The sequence below is a fragment of the Salegentibacter tibetensis genome, from assembly GCF_020164485.1.
Lineage (GTDB): Bacteria > Bacteroidota > Bacteroidia > Flavobacteriales > Flavobacteriaceae > Salegentibacter > Salegentibacter tibetensis.
The window spans coordinates 71,924-89,302 of record NZ_JAIQZA010000011.1 but is presented as its reverse complement, the minus strand read 5'-3'; the positions used below and the strand labels follow the sequence as shown (position 1 = coordinate 89,302).

General features: G+C 37.8%; 16 protein-coding genes. 6 read left to right on the top strand and 10 right to left on the bottom strand.

Features of this window, described 5'->3' with window-relative positions; translation table 11 throughout:
- Positions 1–17: 17 nt before the first annotated feature.
- The 8 genes from LB467_RS07790 to LB467_RS07755 form a co-directional block, all read right to left on the bottom strand.
- On the bottom strand, positions 18–629 hold the full coding sequence (locus LB467_RS07790) for a DNA-3-methyladenine glycosylase I (protein ID WP_224473471.1): 612 nt from the start codon (positions 627–629) through the stop codon (positions 18–20).
- Positions 630–726: 97 nt separating this feature from the next.
- On the bottom strand, positions 727–1,326 hold the full coding sequence (locus tag LB467_RS07785; protein WP_224473470.1) for an energy transducer TonB family protein: 600 nt from the start codon (positions 1,324–1,326) through the stop codon (positions 727–729).
- Positions 1,327–1,470: 144 nt separating this feature from the next.
- The gene (gene truB, locus LB467_RS07780; RefSeq protein ID WP_224473469.1) at positions 1,471–2,184 is read right to left on the bottom strand and encodes a tRNA pseudouridine(55) synthase TruB; all 714 of its coding nucleotides are present in this window, start codon (positions 2,182–2,184) and stop codon (positions 1,471–1,473) included.
- A gap of 53 nt (positions 2,185–2,237) precedes the next feature.
- Positions 2,238–3,032 carry an undecaprenyl-diphosphate phosphatase gene (locus LB467_RS07775; protein ID WP_224473468.1) on the bottom strand — a complete coding sequence of 265 codons (795 nt, stop codon included), beginning with the start codon at positions 3,030–3,032 and terminating at the stop codon, positions 2,238–2,240.
- A 6-nt stretch (positions 3,033–3,038) separates the two neighbouring features.
- Positions 3,039–3,290, bottom strand: coding sequence for a DUF3098 domain-containing protein (locus LB467_RS07770; RefSeq protein WP_079711187.1), 252 nt, complete (start codon positions 3,288–3,290; stop codon positions 3,039–3,041).
- A gap of 168 nt (positions 3,291–3,458) precedes the next feature.
- Positions 3,459–3,794: a hypothetical protein gene (locus LB467_RS07765; protein WP_224473467.1), complete on the bottom strand. Its 336-nt coding sequence runs from the start codon at positions 3,792–3,794 to the stop codon at positions 3,459–3,461.
- Between the two features lie 217 nt (positions 3,795–4,011).
- Complete coding sequence (locus LB467_RS07760) at positions 4,012–4,641, bottom strand: metallophosphatase domain-containing protein (RefSeq protein WP_224473466.1); 630 nt, start codon at positions 4,639–4,641, stop codon at positions 4,012–4,014.
- A 71-nt stretch (positions 4,642–4,712) separates the two neighbouring features.
- Positions 4,713–4,925: a hypothetical protein gene (locus tag LB467_RS07755; RefSeq protein ID WP_224473465.1), complete on the bottom strand. Its 213-nt coding sequence runs from the start codon at positions 4,923–4,925 to the stop codon at positions 4,713–4,715.
- Positions 4,926–5,106: 181 nt separating this feature from the next.
- On the opposite strand from LB467_RS07755, the gene LB467_RS07750 reads away from it, so the two are divergent.
- A complete protein-coding gene (locus LB467_RS07750; RefSeq protein ID WP_224473464.1) occupies positions 5,107–6,624 on the top strand; it encodes an AsmA family protein in 1,518 nt (505 codons plus the stop codon).
- Here the strand turns inward: LB467_RS07750 and LB467_RS07745 are convergent.
- A complete protein-coding gene (locus tag LB467_RS07745) occupies positions 6,621–7,451 on the bottom strand; it encodes a universal stress protein (protein ID WP_224473463.1) in 831 nt (276 codons plus the stop codon). The two genes, LB467_RS07750 and LB467_RS07745, sit on opposite strands and share 4 nt — an antisense overlap.
- Positions 7,452–7,610: 159 nt before the next feature.
- Between LB467_RS07745 and rimP the strand changes: the two genes are divergently transcribed.
- Genes rimP through infB form a run of 3 tightly spaced genes read left to right on the top strand, consistent with a single transcriptional unit; the run spans position 7,611 to position 12,126 of the window.
- Positions 7,611–8,072, top strand: a complete 462-nt coding sequence (gene rimP / locus LB467_RS07740) for a ribosome assembly cofactor RimP (protein WP_224473462.1) — start codon at positions 7,611–7,613, stop codon at positions 8,070–8,072.
- A gap of 12 nt (positions 8,073–8,084) precedes the next feature.
- Positions 8,085–9,317, top strand: a complete 1,233-nt coding sequence (gene nusA / locus LB467_RS07735) for a transcription termination factor NusA (RefSeq protein ID WP_224469658.1) — start codon at positions 8,085–8,087, stop codon at positions 9,315–9,317.
- 55 nt (positions 9,318–9,372) lie between these two features.
- Entirely contained in the window at positions 9,373–12,126 is a 2,754-nt protein-coding gene (gene infB / locus LB467_RS07730) for a translation initiation factor IF-2 (protein ID WP_224473461.1), read from the top strand.
- A 119-nt stretch (positions 12,127–12,245) separates the two neighbouring features.
- On the opposite strand, the gene LB467_RS07725 is transcribed toward infB, so the two are convergent.
- Entirely contained in the window at positions 12,246–12,635 is a 390-nt protein-coding gene (locus LB467_RS07725) for an SPOR domain-containing protein (RefSeq protein WP_224473460.1), read from the bottom strand.
- Between the two features lie 224 nt (positions 12,636–12,859).
- Here LB467_RS07725 and LB467_RS07720 point away from each other — a divergent pair, with 224 nt between their 5' ends.
- Positions 12,860–14,230, top strand: a complete 1,371-nt coding sequence (locus LB467_RS07720; RefSeq protein WP_224473459.1) for a cytochrome c3 family protein — start codon at positions 12,860–12,862, stop codon at positions 14,228–14,230.
- A 53-nt stretch (positions 14,231–14,283) separates the two neighbouring features.
- Positions 14,284–17,352, top strand: coding sequence for a TAT-variant-translocated molybdopterin oxidoreductase (locus tag LB467_RS07715; RefSeq protein ID WP_224473458.1), 3,069 nt, complete (start codon positions 14,284–14,286; stop codon positions 17,350–17,352).
- The last annotated feature ends 27 nt before the right edge of the window (positions 17,353–17,379 follow it).

Sequence of the window (17,379 nt, the reverse complement as noted above, 5' to 3'; positions counted from 1 at the left end):
AATTTAACACAGGCTTGTTAATTTGTTATTCTCGCTACAGTCCCGGTTTTTTTTTCCAGTTTTTCAATTTCCTTATGTCTAAAACAGGATATCTCATGATCATTTACCATACCTGTGGCCTGCATATGAGCATACATTACTGTTGAGCCTACAAATTTAAAGCCTTTTTTCTTTAAATCTTTGCTTAATTTGTCGCTTACATTAGTAGTCGCGGGTGCTTCTTTATAATTCTCCACTTCATTTTGTACGGGGCTTCCATCCACAAAACTCCAGATATATTCGCTAAAACTTCCGTATTCTTCCTGAATCTTTATAAAGTTTTGAGCGTTTGTTACGGTGGCGCGAACCTTTAATTTATTCCGAATAATACCGGCGTTTTCCAGTAGTTCCTGAATTTTTTCTTCGGAATAATTCGCGATCTTTTTATAGTCAAAATCATCAAATGCTTTTCTAAAATTTTCCCTTTTCCTTAAAACAGTAATCCAGCTTAAACCTGCCTGAAATGTTTCGAGAATAAGGAATTCAAAAATGGTATCGTCGTCATATACAGGAACGCCCCATTCATTATCGTGATAAGCTTCATAGAGCTCGTCGCCTTCACACCAGCCACAACGGTTTAGTCTTTTCATCAGTTTATAATTTTAATCCCAACCTGGGAATTTTTCACAGGCTTATTATCATCTCCCTGTATGTTGCTAATTTTTTTTCGGCCAGCATCATGCCGGTTTAAGGTTTAAAATAGTAGGTAATCGTCCCGGGTTGTTCGCTTTTTCCGGCCAGAGATGAAAATACAGCATTTGCGGCATATTTCAGTGCATTTTCTGTTAAGCATTCGTTATCTGAGTTGGAGCTCGCTTTGTTAATTGAGTTTTCAATTACCCGTCCTTCAGCATTTACCGTAATATTTACCACGATTTTCCCGGGCATATCGCAAGTGTAGATAGGATTTGGAATAAAGATGGCATTTCTTCCGCGAAGCGAGAATGAAATAGAGCTATTTCTTAAACTTCCAGATTGAGTGGAAATATCTTTTGAAGAATCGTCTCCATCAGATCTTTCTTTGGTTTCTGATTTGTTCCCGGTAGCAAAAGTACCTTGCGTAGAACCTTCAGTTTCACTTTCCGAACTTTCTTCTTGCCGGGCGCTGTTTTGCTCTAAAATTTCATCTAGCTCCCGATTAAAATTATCTTCCCGGGCTTCCTGATTTTCATTAAACGCCCTGTGGGTTTCGGGAGAATTTTGTGTGGTTTGGAGTTCTGGTTCTTCCTCAGGTATTTCTTCTTCGGTTTCCTCTGCTGCGGTATATTCTTCTAACTCTACCAGCATTTCCCGCTGAATTTTTTGTTTCTGCGATAAGTTGAAATTATAAAGTCCAAGAATTAACACCGAACAAAAGAGTACGGTTATAATGAGGGCTTTATGTTTTTCGAAAAAATCCATGCTATAAAACAAAACCTGAAGCGTTTTATTTTATGCTGAAGGTAGTAATTTTTCAAAAGATGAAAGGTCTAAAGCGTCATCTATAGCGAATTCGCCCACTCGCGTACGTCTTAAAGAAGAAAGATATGCGCCAGAGCCAAGTGCGATTCCAAAATCATTGGCCATACTTCTTATATAGGTGCCTTTGCTGCAAACTATTCTGAAATCTACTTCGGGAAACCTGGGTGCATCCACTTCAAATTCGTGAACAGTAACCGGTCTGCTTTCTAACTTTACTTCTTCTCCTTTCCTGGCATATTCATAGAGGCGTTTCCCCTCTTTTTTTAATGCGGAAAAGACCGGAGGTGTCTGTGCTATTTCTCCGGTAAGCTGAAGAGCTGCTCCCACTAAATCTTCTTCTGCAATATGGCTTGTTTCAAAAGTTCTATCCACTTCGGTTTCCATATCGTAAGAAGGTGTTGTGGCACCAAGGGTGAAAGTCCCGGAATATTCTTTTTCGGTTCCTTGAAGTTCAGGGATTTTTTTTGTGAATTTTCCTGTGCAGATTACCAAAACCCCGGTTGCTAAAGGATCTAGTGTGCCGGCGTGGCCTACTTTTATTTTTTTTATTCCGCAGCTTTTCCTAATTAGCCAACGCACCTTATTAACCAGCTGAAAAGAGGTCCATTCCAAAGGTTTGTCAAAAACCAGAATTTGGCCGTTTTTAAAATCTTCAGGAGTGAATTTTTCAATTTCTGCGGTCATAAAAAGTTATTTGATTTCTCCTGAGATTTGAAATTCTCGAGGAAATTTTATTTTTAATTATAATAAGCGACGCCTATAGAAACAATCCCTGCAATAAAGCAGTAAATAGCAAAATAGGAGAGTTTGCTTTTCTTTACAATACTAATCATCCAGGTACAGGCAGCGAGTCCTGCTATAAAAGAAGCGATAAAGCCAATGGCCAGAACCGAAAAAGAAGTGGTGCTTTCCATTAAATTACCGTCTATAAGATCTTTGGCAATCTTGCCCAGAATTAAAGGAACTACCATTAAAAAAGAAAATCTTGCGGCTTTTGTTTTATCATTTCCTAATAATACGGAGGTAGAAATTGTGGCGCCACTTCGGGAAATTCCCGGTAAAATTGCGATAGCCTGCGAAACTCCAATCACAAAAGCATTGCTATAACTTACCGGTTTAAAGGTGTTCTTTGCTTTATCTGCCAGCCATAATAATAGGGCGGTGATAATAAGCATAAATCCGACAAATATTATATTTCCGCCAAACAGGCTTTCTAATTCTTCTTCAAAGAAAACCCCGATAACTGCCGCAGGAATCATTGAAATAACAATTTTCAGTGAAAACTTAAATTCATCGTTCCATTTAAATTGGAAAAGACCTTTAAAGATTTCAACTACATCTTTTCTAAAAACCACGATGGTACTTAATGCGGTTGCGGCGTGAAGGATAACAGTGAAAAGTAAGGATTCACTCGGGATACTATTATCCCCTAAAATTGCTTTACCGAGTTCAAGGTGACCACTGGAAGAAACGGGTAAAAATTCGGTAAGCCCCTGGATTATTCCCAGAATGGCAGCATCTAATTCGTTCAATGTAGTTTACTTTTTGGGGTTTAATAAAATAGCATAAACTTCTATAGCAAAACCAAGAAGTACCAAGGTTGGAGCCAGACGGATGCGCTGAAAATTATAGATGTCTGGATTAAAAGTGTTTGGATCGTCACTGCCACCCCCGGCCATAAGTATAAACCCTAATGCTATTACCGCCAGCCCAATAAACATAAATTGGTAATTCTTCTTTTCAAAAATGAAGTATTTTTTATGATCTGTGGGTTGCTGTTTTTTACTCATAAGTACAGGTTAAGAAAACAAACTTTTTAAATTTTTAATTTTAAGCTTGAAAGTTTCAAAATTAATCAATTTAAGTTGAAACAGTAGTATGGATATTTGACTAAATATCGAATAATAAAAAAGCCATACGGTAGGGCGTATGGCTATAAATTTTAGCTACTTAAAAGATTAAGCGGCGTGGTAAATGTTGTAATGATTTAGGATTTCCTGGTAGAAATCCATGCTTTTCTCATCTTTTCTTAAACAGGATTTTAAAAATCTTTCTAAATCCTGACATTCAAAAGTGATTCCTGTGTATTTACGTTTTCCAACGGGTATTTTTAAGTCAACCGTTTGATCATTGTAGTTAATTCTTACATTTTTCGCATCAAAATATTTTTTGATAATAGCACGATGCATAAGATTGTAATTTGAATTCTCTTCTGAATCAAAATGATAAATACTGTATGAGATCAGATTTTTCACTTCATCAAGTGTGGCGTTTGGGTTAGTACTGTATTTCATAGGTGTTGGTATTATAGGTGTTAGTGATGGCTAAATTACACTTAGATTTCTTTTTCTTTGTTAAAAAAGTTTTAATAAACCTATGATTAGCAAATATTTAACGACTAAAGAATCTTTTTACGTTTTAATTAATCTTTTGAGCCTAAGAGATGAAAGAAAAATACTACAACAATATCAAGGGATATCCTTTATAACGATAAAAAGAAGTTTTTAGTATCTAATTAAGGCGAAATTCTAGTGGCTGGTGAAGGTATCTATACTGATTATCGAGGCAAGACGCATTAATAAATTTTGTGCCAGCAACTGTGGTAATTCCATAAGAATCGTGAACGTGACCGAAAATGTGATAACCAATTTCACGATTTTGGAGGGTTTGTGTTAAAGAACCGCAACCAATGTGCCTTCCATTATTTAAAACATCTTTGATCTTGTAGGGTGGAGTGTGGGTAATAAGCACCTTTGTGTCATCAGGGATCTGCTCCCAATGTTTATTTATTTCCTGTGCCTGTTTTTGGTTAAAAGCCCAGGTGCCATCTCCGGGAGTCACCGGGGAACCCCAAAATTTGATGTCGTTAATAATGATTTCGCTATCCTTTAAATAATGAACATTTTCCGGAATAATTTCATTGATATCTTCCTCACTATTTTTCTCAAAATAGAAATCGTGGTTTCCGGCTATAAAAATTTTATATTGATGTGACTGTGCAGAAAACCACTTTAAAAAATCAATTACCTCTCTTTTGGTTCCACCTTCGGTAATATCTCCTGCATGAATTAAAACATCACCATCGGGAATTGGTATTTCCTCATGTTTATTATGAGTGTCTGAAATGCAAATTACTTTCATGGAAATTTTAATATATAAAAAATCCGGAAGAATAAATCTCCCGGATTATAAATCTTGAACACTTTGAATGCTTAATCTTCATTTTCTTCTTCTGAAGAAATATTATCTTTATCAACAGGTAGTAACTTATTGGTTATTTTGGTTACAGAAAAAGCAATAATTACTGCGGTTACCGCAAAAAACAGAAATTTAACAAGTAGACTGTCGCTTAGCACAAAACTATACACCGCAAGAAAAATTTCTACGGCTATGAATACTATTTTAATGCTAAGTTTAAAAATCATAATTTCTGTTAGTTTTGAGGCAAATATACAATCAAAAACCATTGAAAATTTGGTGCTTACCGGCTTTTGCTAAAATTTAACGCAAACAAAACTTTGGGGTTAAATTTTTAAGTTAAAAACTCTTAAACAATGAATCTAAGTGTTTTGAAATTGTAAATTCCCGTTATTAAAAAAAGCTATTTTGAAAAAGGGATCTAAAATAATTCTCAGTTTTGTTATTATTCTTATTGTATTAGCCGTTGCTGTACTTGCCGGTAATATGTTTATTGAGAATAAGATGGAGACTGCCCTGGAAGAAAATCTAAGCGGGGATGAATTTGAATATGAAGAGCTAAATGCAAGTATCTTAGGTAGAAGCGCTTCCATAAGTAGCCCGGTTTACGACAAAGATGGGGCGCAGATTTCTGTTGGAGAAATAAAGCTGGATGGGATTGATATTTTTAAATATCTAAGCAGCAATAAAATTGAAATTTCCACTTTAAAATTTACAAATCCTGAAATAACAATCTATACTGAAACAGAAAAAGAGCAGGATAGTTCCAAGGATGGAAAATCAAAAGAAATAGAGTTATTAATTAAATCGGTAGAGATCGTTGACGGAAATTTTAAAATGGCTAAAAACGATTCGGTTAAGGAGCAGCTTTTTGCAAGGTTTCCATCACTTAAGTTAAAAGATGTAAGCATAGACCAGGAGTCCTTGAAAAACGGACTTCCGTTTTATTATGAGCAGCTTCAGTTGACTTCAGATAGTTTGTTTTTTAATCTCAACGACCAGCACGATATGTATGTTGAGAAAATGGAAATGGATGGGAACGCCCTTAGTTTTAGCAAGATTAACATTGAACCATTATATGGGAAACAGGAATTTCAGCAACATATTCCGTATGAGAAAGATAGGTTTGACTTAAGCCTGGGGGAATTTACCCTTAAATCCTTTAACTGGAGTTTTGAAAATGATTCGCTGAGCCTGGAAAGTAATAATACAAGAATTTCAGATGGGGATATTAAAATTTATCGGGATAAGCAGGTGAAAGACGATACCCGTCAAAAACCCATGTACAGTAAAATGATTAGAGAGTTACCCTTTAAGTTAAAACTCGATACTATACGGGTTGAAAACCTTGCCATACAATATGAAGAACTGGTAAAGCCAAAAAGAGGTCCCGGAAAGGTAACTTTTAAAAAACTTAATGCTAGTATTTATAATCTTAGTAATGTGGAGATGGAGCCTGAAGACTTTCCGCGAACAGATATTGATGTACATACCCAATTTATGGGAGAGGCTAAGCTTAGTGTTAACTGGAATTTTGATATTTCAAATAAAGCTGATGTATTTTCAATTTCGGGACAAATGGATAGGATCTCCAGTGAAGGGATCAATCAATTTATGGAGCCTGCTCTAAATGTAAAAGCTGAAGGTGGAATTAGGGATATGCAATTTAATTTTACGGGCAATAACATTAAATCTGAAGGTGATATGAAACTGGTCTATAGAGATTTTAAAGTTGAGGTGCTTAAGGAGGACGGTGAAGAAGAGAATAAGTTGCTTTCTGCTATAGCAAATTTAATTGTGAACAATGATGCTACTTCAGAAGAAAAAGAAGAGAAAAACATAGAAACCGAGCGCACCCAAACAAAGTCTTTTTGGAATTATTTGTGGAAAAATATTAGAAATGGAGCTTTAAAATCCTTTCTTTAGATCTTAAAAGTTACTACCGGCATTTGAGCATGGTTTACTAAATCTTCACTTATACTACCGTTAAAAAAATGTGCTAAGCCTTTGCGTCCGTGTGTGCTAATACCAATTAGAGCTTTATCTATTTTCATAGCGAAATTCAAGATCCCTTTTTCTACACTCACATCGTTATAGATATGCATTTCGTAATCTTTTATTTCGGTGCCTGAAACAAAATATTCTATGCGTTCTCTAACCTCTGTGCTAGTAATAAAATTATTGGGCGTATTTATAAAAAGTAAGTGAAATTTGGCTTCAATTAATTCGGCAAAATTGTAAGCGGTCTCCAGGGTATGCCTGTTGCTGGCATCTGCATCTGTGGCAAAAATAAAATTTTCAGCTTCAAAATTTTCGTGCTCATTTTTAATTACAAGCACAGGAATGGTAGAGGAGCGCACAACTTTTTCGGTATTACTACCAATAAACATTTCTTTAAATCCGCTGGCACCGTGGGAGCCCATGATTATAATATCACAGTTGTATTGCTTACTTACTTCCATAATTCCCTCAAAAGCCTGGTGAAACATTACGGTTTCATGGACCTTTATATCTTTTAGAAAGGGTCTTTCCATAAGTTTGGCGAAACGCTGGTGGGCCAGTTTCATAAAAAAAATAGATTCCGGTAAATTCTGACTGTTGCTACCACCCACTGGGTCTATAAGTTGCATAGGGAGTTCTAGCATATGCATAAGATAGATCTCGCTATTATGTTTTTTCGCCAGTTGCGCGGCTATTTTTAGTGCGTGCTCGGCGGTATCGGAAAAGTCGGTGGGAACAAGTATTTTTTTCATCAATTTACTCTAAAAGATTAAAAATGATTGCTTTATTAAAGTTAAGAATAAAATTTCATTTAAAGTCTGGTTTTCTTTCTCTGAAATTATTATTATATTTGCAGCGTTGAAACTAAAAAAGTACAGCGAGGGGACATAAAGTCCCCTCTTTTTATAGCTATGTTGCAGGATAAAGTAGAAAATTTGTTGAAGGAAGCTTTCCAGGAAAATAATTCACTATTTTTAATAGACCTAAATATTACTAATGACAACAAGATTTCTGTTGTGATAGATGGTGATAGTGGGGTTTCTGTCAATGATTGTATTGCGGTAAGCCGTAAAATTGAACACAATCTGGATAGAGAGGAAGAGGATTTTTCTTTGGAAGTTAGCTCGGCAGGAGTTTCTGAACCTTTACGCCTGGAACGGCAATACCGGAAAAACCTGGGTAGAAAACTACAGGTGACTACCAATAACGAAAAAATTGAAGCAACTTTAACTGAAGTAGATCAGGACGGAATTAAGCTTAACTGGAAAGCCAGAGAGCCAAAACCCGTAGGAAAGGGAAAGCATACCGTAGAAAAAGAAGCGGTTTTGCCATATTCTGAAATTACTGACGCTAAAGTTATCATAACATTTTAACCTCAAATTGATATGGAAAATATCGCCTTGATTGAGTCATTTTCAGAATTTAAGGATGACAAATTGATAGATCGTGTAACGCTTATGGCCATCCTTGAAGATGTGTTCAGAAGTGCTTTAAAGAAAAAGTATGGTGAAGACGATAATTTTGATATTATTGTAAACCCAGACAAAGGAGATCTTGAAATTTGGAGAAACAGGGTTGTAGTGGCTGATGGTGAGGTAGAAGATCCAAATCAGGAAATCTCCCTTACTGAAGCTAGAAAAATTGAACCCGATTTTGAAGTTGGTGAAGATGTATCAGAAGAAGTAAAACTTGTAGATTTGGGGCGTCGTGCGATTTTAGCTTTAAGGCAAAATCTTATTTCAAAAATCCACGAACACGACAATACTAATATTTTCAAGCACTTTAAAGAGCTTGAAGGTGAAATTTACACCGCAGAAGTTCATCATATTAGGCACAGAGCTATTATTTTGTTAGACGACGAAGGCAACGAGATTGTTTTACCAAAAGATCGCCAGATTCCTTCAGACTTTTTCAGAAAAGGAGATAATGTAAAAGGAATAATAGAAAGTGTGGAGCTTAAAGGTAATAAGCCTACGATTATACTTTCACGTACCGCTCCGGTTTTCCTTGAAAAACTGTTTGAACAGGAGATTCCTGAAGTTTTTGATGGTTTGATTACCATCCAAAATGTGGTTCGTGTACCAGGAGAAAAAGCTAAAGTAGCTGTAGATACTTACGATGATAGAATTGATCCCGTTGGTGCCTGTGTAGGTATGAAGGGTTCCAGAATTCATAGTATTGTACGTGAACTGGGGAATGAAAATATAGATGTGATTAATTTCACCACTAACGATCAGTTATATATTACAAGGGCTTTGAGTCCTGCAAAAATTACATCTATTAAATTAGATGAAGAAAATAAGACGGCAGAGGTTATGCTGAAGCCGGAAGAAGTTTCTAAAGCTATTGGCCGTGGAGGTCACAATATTAGGCTTGCCGGGCAGTTAACCGGTTATGAAATAGACGTTTTCAGAGAAGGTGTTGAGGAAGATGTAGAATTGAAGGAATTCTCTGATGAAATTGAAGATTGGGTAATTAAAGAATTTTCCAGAGTTGGACTGGACACAGCAAAAAGTGTTTTGGAACAGGAATTGGAAGACCTTATTAGACTTACCGATTTAGAAGAAGAAACCATTCGCGAAGTAGTGAAGGTTTTAAGAGAAGAATTTGAAGAGTAGTCAAAAACTCATTGAATATATAATAATTAAAAGAGGTTAATTTAGAGGGCAATTTATGGCTGAAGCAAAAACAATGCGACTAAACAAAGTATTACGTGAATTCAATATTTCGTTAGACCGGGCTGTAGAATTTTTAAATTCTAAGGGTCACGATATTGAGGCGCGTCCTACTACCAAAATCTCATCCGAAGTTTATCAGGTGCTTTCTGATGAATTTGAGACCGACAAGTCTAAAAAAGTCGAGTCTAAAGAAGTTGGTGAAGAAAAGAGAAAGGAGAAGGAAGAATTGCGTTTAGCAAGGGAAAGAGAGCTTGAAGAAAAGCGTAAAGCCGAGGAGAAGAAGGAGAGCGAGCGTCGTAAAGACGAAGAAGCTGTTTCTTCCAGAGCAAAATTAGCCGGTCCTAAGAAAGTTGGTAAGATTGATCTGGATAAAAAACCGGAGAAAAAAGCCGAAAAAGAAGAGGAAAAGCCAGAGCCAGCGCAACCTGAACAGCCCGAGGAAGCCAAAAAGCCTGAAGCTAAAGAAGAAAAGCCTGAACCTCAAGAGCCTAAGGAGGAAACGCCTTCTAAAGAGGAGAAAAAGACTGAAGAAGAGCCTAAAGAAGAAGCACCTGCGGCGGCGGCTGATGAAGAGCCTAAGGAGCCAGAGTCTATGACTCATAAAACTAATTACACCAAGCTTAACGGTCCTAATTTTACCGGAAAGAAAATTGACCTTTCTCAATTCAAAAAACCGGAAAAGAAGAAAGACGAGAAGAAAGCTGCTGAGGAGAAAAAAGAGAAAGAAAAGCGTAAAAAACGTCGTCGTAGAATTAGTAAGGACGTGAAGCCTGGAGCTTCAAATCAAGGTCCTAAAAAAGGAGGAGCCAGAAAAAGAGCAAAACCTATTACTAAAGAAGAGCCTAGTGAAGAAGAAGTTCAAAAGCAGGTTCGTGAAACCCTTGAAAAACTTCAGGGTAAATCTGGTAAAGGTAAAGGAGCTAAATATAGAAGAGATAAAAGGGATCAGCATCGTCAACGATCAGAAGACGATCTCGCACAGCAGGAAACTGATAGTAAAGTACTTAAAGTTACTGAATTTGTAACCGTAAGTGAAGTTGCTACAATGATGGATGTGCCGGTAACGAAAGTGATTTCTGCCTGTATGTCTCTTGGAATGATGGTAACGATGAATCAGCGATTGGATGCGGAAACGCTTTCTATTGTTGCAGATGAATTTGGTTATGAAGTAGATTTTGTAACTGCTGACATTGAAGAAACTGTAGATGAAATTCCAGAAAATCCTGAAGATCTTGAAGACAGAGCGCCAATTGTAACTGTAATGGGTCACGTAGACCACGGTAAAACATCTTTGCTGGATTATATTCGTAAAGAGAATGTAATTGCCGGTGAAAGTGGTGGTATTACCCAACATATTGGAGCCTATAGCGTGAAACTTAAGAATGGTCAAAAAATGACCTTCCTGGATACTCCGGGTCACGAAGCCTTTACAGCGATGCGTGCTCGTGGAGCTCAGGTAACAGATATTGCGATTATTGTTATCGCTGCAGATGATGATGTGATGCCGCAAACCAAAGAGGCTATTTCTCACGCCCAGGCTGCAGGTGTGCCAATAGTGTTTGCAATCAATAAATCTGATTTGCCAACTGCAAATCCAGAGAAGATTAAAGAAAAACTGGCAGGAATGAATCTGCTTGTAGAAGATTGGGGTGGTAAAGTTCAGTCTCACGATATATCAGCTAAAACAGGATTGGGGGTTGAAGAACTCCTTGAGAAAGTTCTTTTGGAATCTGAAATTCTTGAATTAAAAGCTAATCCTTCTAAAGTAGCTACAGGAACAGTTGTAGAAGCCTTCCTTGATAGGGGTAGAGGTTATATAGCAACCATCCTGGTGCAGACCGGAACATTGAAGATTGGGGATTACGTATTAGCGGGTCGACATAGTGGTAAGGTAAAGGCAATGCACGATGAGAGAGGGCACGAAGTTAAGGAAGCCGGCCCAGCAACGCCTGTTTCTATCTTAGGTCTTGATGGAGCTCCACAGGCCGGTGATAAATTCAAGGTGATGACAGATGAGCGTGAAGCCAAAGATATTGCGGCTAAACGAACCCAATTACAACGTGAGCAGAGTGTTAGAACTCAGCGTCATATCACCCTTGATGAAATTGGACGTAGAATCGCTTTAGGTGACTTTAAAGAGCTTAATATTATCCTGAAAGGTGATGTTGATGGTTCTGTAGAAGCACTAACCGATAGCTTCCTGAAATTATCTACTGAAGAAATTCAAGTGAATATTATTCACAAAGGAGTAGGAGCCATTACAGAAAGTGATGTGTTGCTAGCCTCGGCTTCAGATGCGGTAATTATTGGATTTAATGTACGTCCTGCAGGAAATGCAAGACAGGTAGCCGATAAGGAAGAGATAGATATCAGGACGTATTCAATCATTTACGATGCGATCAACGACCTTAAGGATGCGATGGAAGGAATGCTTTCACCGGAGCTTAAAGAAGAGATCACAGGTACTGCAGAGATTAGGGAGACTTTTAAAATCTCCAAGGTTGGAACTATTGCAGGTTGTATGGTAACCTCTGGTAAGATTTACAGAAGTGCTGGAATTCGTTTAATTCGCGAAGGAGTAGTAGTTTATACAGGAGAACTGGCTTCGCTGAAGCGTTTTAAAGACGATGTGAAAGAAGTTGCTAAAGGTTACGATTGTGGTATCCAGGTTAAAAATTATAACGACATTAAAGAAGGGGATGTGATAGAATCATTCCGTGAAGTAGAAGTGAAAAAGAAACTTAAGTAATAAGTTTTATGTTGAATAGAAAAAAGCGGCTTTATGGCCGCTTTTTTTATGCTTTGATTTCCAGCTGAAATTAAACAGCTGGAAAAATCACATTTAACTTCAGTAGTTTTAGTGAAAAATTATCTGCGTCTGGGTTTTGGTATAAATGCTGAAGGAAAGCTTTCTTTTATTTTTAAAAGCGCTCTGTCTGCTTCTAAGCGATTTCTAAAACTACCCACCCAAACCTTATAATTAGGAGCTTCGTAGGCAATTAGGGAAGGGTATTCGAACTTGCTTCTGTAGTCTTTGATGACATCATTTGCTTCTCCATTATTTCCATAAAAAAGCTGGATTTTAAAGCGATCTTCAATTTCATTGTCTTTGCTCATTTCAGATTTTAACTCTAAAAGTTTAGAAATTTTATGGTCTTCACTTATATTTATTCGGCCTTCCTGGGCGGATAAATTCAGAAATGTAAATCCTGAAAGAAAACAAGAAAGAAGTAGTTTGTTTATGCTTAATTTTCTCATAGTTATTTGTTTATGGCAAAAGTATAATTTAATAACTTAAACAAGACAGCTTTTATTATTTAGAACCGGTATAAATTACCGATTAACACTTATGTAACATTCCTAAAATCGACTTTAAGTATTACTTTTGTTGCCGAATTTAAGGGTGCGAAATGTTAATATTACTAAGGCTTCAAGCTTTTGAAAAACCGTACCAAAGTTAAGACGTTAATTCAACTTATAATATGAAAAAGGTGAAATACCGCCACTCAACTTCGCGACTATTGCTCTTAAGTGTAGCATTTTTTATCTCATTTAGCGTTTTGGGAATTGCACAGGAGGAGGCTTCGCAAGATGCCGCGGCCGAAGGCCAGGAGCAAACCGATGAATCATCGGAAGAATCTTCAGAAGCTGCTGCAGCTGCGTCAGATCTTGGGGATCCGGCGAATGGAAAATCCTTGTTTAATTCACTTTGTGCTGCCTGTCACAAACCATATTCTGCCGGTATTGGTCCTGCTCTTCACGGGGTGACCGAAAAGCGCGATATGGATTGGTTGTATCAATGGATAAAAAACAGTCAGGATTTAATTTCTTCTGGAGATAATGAAGCTGTTGCTATTTACGAAGAGTACAATCAAACTGCAATGCCGGCTTTTCCTCAATTATCAAATGCTGATATTGATGATATTCTTGCTTATGTAGAGCAGCCAAAACCAGAGCCGCAAGCGGCACAGACCGGAGCGGGATCTGGTGGAGGAGATTCTTCTGGCGGTGGGGTATCGGTAAATGTTATTTTAGGTATCCTGCTTTTTGTTTTGGTAATGCTACTTGCGGTTTTATTCCTTGTAAACAAAACACTAAGAAATTTTGCCCAGGCAAGCGGTGTTGTTATTCCTGAAAAACCAAAAAGAAAACCAATCTGGAAATCTTTTGTAGAAAATCAATTCCTTGTTTTGGTGAGCGCTGTGTTCGGCTTACTGGTAATTGGCTATTTTGCTTACGGATTTTTTATGCAGGTTGGGATTGATCAGGGTTATGAGCCAATTCAGCCAATTCACTATTCGCATAGAATTCATGCAGGAGATAATCAAATAGATTGTAAATACTGTCACTCTTCAGCCAGAACATCAAAGCAAGCGGGTATCCCCTCGCTAAATGTTTGTATGAATTGTCATAAATCAATTTCTGAAGTTGCTCCTGAAACCGCTACCGCGGAATATTCTAAAGAATTCTACGACGGTGAGATCGCTAAGCTATACGATGCTGTAGGCTGGAGTCCGGCAGATCAGGATTACACTGGAGAAGAGAAGCCGGTAAAATGGGTTCGTATTCATAACCTACCAGATTTCGCTTACTTTAACCACTCTCAGCACGTTAGTGTTGCCGGGGTTCAGTGTCAAAAATGTCACGGACCAATCGAGGAAATGGAAGTGGTTTATCAGGATGCTCCTTTAACTATGGGATGGTGTATAAACTGTCACCGTGAGACCAATGTTAGGATGGAAGGGAATGAGTATTACGAGAAAATTCACGAAGAATTATCCAAAAAATACGGTGTAGAAGAGCTTACTGTAGCTCAAATGGGAGGCCTTGAATGTGCAAAATGCCATTACTAAAAGTTTTTTCCCGGTAGTGCGGGGTTAATTAAGAAGTTAATATCTAGATATATATGTCATCAAACAAAAAATACTGGAAAAGTGTTGAAGAGCTAAATGAAAACAGCTCTGTTGTTGAGACGCTCCAACAAAAAGAATTTGCTGAAGAAATTCCGGTTAATGAATTTCTTGGGGATAAAGAATCCCTTGAAAGTTCAAAAACTTCGAGAAGGGATTTCTTGAAATATGTTGGGTTTAGTACAGCAGCGGCCTCTTTGGCTGCTTGTGAAGGTCCTGTTATTAAATCTATTCCTTATGTAGTGCAGCCAGAGCGTATTGTTCCCGGTGTAGCAAATTACTATGCCTCTACAATTGCAAATGGTTTTGATTTTGCCAGTGTACTGGTGAAAACCAGGGAAGGAAGGCCTATTAAAATTGAAAATAACGAATTATCGAAGTCTAAAGGCGGGGTTAATGCTCGTGTACATGCTTCGGTATTGTCATTGTATGACGCAAATAGGGTGAAACGCCCAATGATTGAAGGAAGAAATGTTTCCTGGGAAGAATTTGACCGTGTAGTAGGAAGTGCCCTTGATAATGTTTCTGGTGATATTGTTTTGATGACTCAAACCTTCGCCAGTCCATCAACTACAAAATTAATCAATGAATTTTCAGAAAAGTATCCTAATGTACGTCACGTAGTATATGATACGGTTTCTGAAGATGCTGCATTGACTGCTTTTCAAGCTAAATATGGAAAGCGTGCGTTACCAAATTATGATTTTTCTAAAGCTGAAACTATTGTTTCTGTTGGAGCCGATTTTCTTGGTGACTGGCAGGGTGGTGGTTATGATGCGGGTTATGCTAAAACCCGTGTGCCGAAAAATGGTAAAATGTCCCGTCATGTTCAGTTTGAATCTAATATGAGTTTATCTGGCGCTAATGCCGATAAGCGTTATCCTGTTACACCATCTCAACAAAAAGCTGTTTTAGCCGCGCTATATGGTTATGTTTCTGGTGGTTCTTCTACAAGTGATTTGCCTTCTAATGTTGATGATGCTGTTGTAAAAGCTGCTCGTCAATTAAGAAAAGCCGGAAGTGGAGCCGTTGTGGTTTCTGGAATTCCTGATGCTAATGCCCAGGCTTTAGTACTTGAAATTAATGAAGCTCTTGGAAGTGGTGTGATGAATACCGATAATCCGAGAATGATTCGCCAGGGTAATGCTGAAGAAGTGATGCAGGCGGTAGAAGATATGAAATCTGGTTCTGTTGGAGCGGTGCTAATGGCGGGTGTGAATCCTGCTTATTCATTACCAAATGGAGCAGAATTCGCTGAAGCTTTAGCTAATGTAGATGTTTCCCTGGCCTTTAGTATGAAGCCAGATGAAACTGCAAAACTTTGTAAATATGTAGCTGCAACTCCTCATTATTTAGAGAGTTGGGGTGATATTCAATATACTGCTTCAGACTTTAGTTTGATGCAGCCTACAATCAGGCCATTGTTTGATACAAGACAGTTTCAGGATTGCTTGTTGAGATGGACTGATAATGATAAATCTTATCACGATTACATTAAAGAAACCTGGAGTGACAATATTCCTTCCTGGAATACTGCGCTTCACGACGGTATTTTTAATACAAGCTCTCCTGTAGAAGCTGAAACTTCGGAAGTTTCAGGATCTGTTAATGTGGCTGCTGCAGTTAGCGCACTAGCTCGTCCTTCAGAAAATGAAGGTATGGAGTTAACGCTTTACACAAAGCAATCTATGGGGGCCGGCGAACAGGCCAATAACCCCTGGTTGCAAGAGATGCCTGATCCTTTAACTAGAATTTCCTGGGATAATTATCTAACAATTTCAAAGGCTGATGCTGAAGCTTTCGGCTTTGAAAATGAACACGCTTCTAATGGTGGTTTAAATGGTAGCTACGCTAACGTAACTGTAGATGGAACTGTAGTAGAGAATGTACCTGTTCTTATACAACCCGGTCAGGCAAAAGGTTCAGTGGGACTTGCGTTTGGTTACGGGAAAAAAGAAGGTTTGCAGGAAGAAATGCAGGTAGGTGTAAATGCTTATCCTTTGTACAAGAATTTAAACGCTGTACAATCTGTAACAATTGAAAAGGCTCCAGGAATGCATGAATTCGCTTCCGTTCAGCTTCATAATACCTTAATGGGACGTGGAGATATTATTAAAGAAACAACTCTTGAAGTTTTTAATACTAAAGATCCTCACGTATGGAATTCTGTTCCTCAAGTCTCTTTAGATCACGTTGAAAAACCAGTTACTTCTCCTGAAGTTGATATGTGGGACGGTTTTGACCGTAGTATTGGTCACCACTTTAACCTTTCTATAGACCTTAACGCCTGTACCGGTTGTGGTGCTTGTGTTATTGCCTGTCACGCCGAGAATAATGTTCCGGTTGTAGGAAAGAGTGAGGTGAGACGTTCTCGTGATATGCATTGGTTGCGTATTGATAGATATTATTCTTCTGAAGATAGCTTTATAGACGATCTTGATAAGAAAGAAAATATATCAGGTTTGGGAAGTTCCCTTTCTGAATTCGGGGAATTGGAAGAACCAGCAGATAATCCTCAGGTAGTATTCCAGCCGGTAATGTGTCAGCACTGTAACCACGCTCCTTGTGAGACTGTGTGTCCTGTTGCTGCAACTTCTCACGGAAGACAGGGTCAAAACCAAATGATCTATAACCGATGTGTAGGTACAAGATATTGTGCTAACAACTGTCCTTACAAAGTGCGTCGATTCAACTGGTTTAACTATGCTCAGAATGAAGAGTTTGATTACCATATGAATAATGACCTTGGAAGAATGGTTATTAATCCTGATGTGACAGTGCGTTCAAGAGGGGTTATGGAGAAATGTTCTCTTTGTATTCAAAAAACACAGAAAACCATTCTAGATGCCAAACGTGAAGGTAGAGTTATTGAGGATGGGGAATTCCAAACGGCCTGTTCTGCAGCTTGTGATAAAGGAGCAATGACTTTTGGTGATATTAACAATGAAGGTGCTGTGATTCGCGATAGAAAAGAAGATGATAGAATGTATCACTTATTGGAATATGTAGGTACTAAACCGAATGTTATGTACCAAACCAAAGTAAGGAATACAACAGAAGCTTAATAAAATTAATAAAGAAATCAATTAAAA

Excerpts from the sequence above, each read along its gene's own strand:
- LB467_RS07785 (WP_224473470.1), bottom strand. The coding sequence starts at position 1,326 with ATGCTGGTAGAGTTAGAAGAATATACCGCAGCAGAGGAAACCGAAGAA.
- rimP (WP_224473462.1), top strand. The coding sequence starts at position 7,611 with ATGTTGCAGGATAAAGTAGAAAATTTGTTGAAGGAAGCTTTCCAGGAA.
- infB (WP_224473461.1), top strand. The coding sequence starts at position 9,373 with ATGGCTGAAGCAAAAACAATGCGACTAAACAAAGTATTACGTGAATTC.
- LB467_RS07745 (WP_224473463.1), bottom strand. The coding sequence starts at position 7,451 with ATGAAAAAAATACTTGTTCCCACCGACTTTTCCGATACCGCCGAGCAC.
- LB467_RS07760 (WP_224473466.1), bottom strand. The coding sequence starts at position 4,641 with ATGAAAGTAATTTGCATTTCAGACACTCATAATAAACATGAGGAAATA.
- truB (WP_224473469.1), bottom strand. The coding sequence starts at position 2,184 with ATGACCGCAGAAATTGAAAAATTCACTCCTGAAGATTTTAAAAACGGC.
- LB467_RS07755 (WP_224473465.1), bottom strand. The coding sequence starts at position 4,925 with ATGATTTTTAAACTTAGCATTAAAATAGTATTCATAGCCGTAGAAATT.
- LB467_RS07765 (WP_224473467.1), bottom strand. The coding sequence starts at position 3,794 with ATGAAATACAGTACTAACCCAAACGCCACACTTGATGAAGTGAAAAAT.
- LB467_RS07720 (WP_224473459.1), top strand. The coding sequence starts at position 12,860 with ATGAAAAAGGTGAAATACCGCCACTCAACTTCGCGACTATTGCTCTTA.
- LB467_RS07770 (WP_079711187.1), bottom strand. The coding sequence starts at position 3,290 with ATGAGTAAAAAACAGCAACCCACAGATCATAAAAAATACTTCATTTTT.
- nusA (WP_224469658.1), top strand. The coding sequence starts at position 8,085 with ATGGAAAATATCGCCTTGATTGAGTCATTTTCAGAATTTAAGGATGAC.
- LB467_RS07725 (WP_224473460.1), bottom strand. The coding sequence starts at position 12,635 with ATGAGAAAATTAAGCATAAACAAACTACTTCTTTCTTGTTTTCTTTCA.
- LB467_RS07715 (WP_224473458.1), top strand. The coding sequence starts at position 14,284 with ATGTCATCAAACAAAAAATACTGGAAAAGTGTTGAAGAGCTAAATGAA.
- LB467_RS07790 (WP_224473471.1), bottom strand. The coding sequence starts at position 629 with ATGAAAAGACTAAACCGTTGTGGCTGGTGTGAAGGCGACGAGCTCTAT.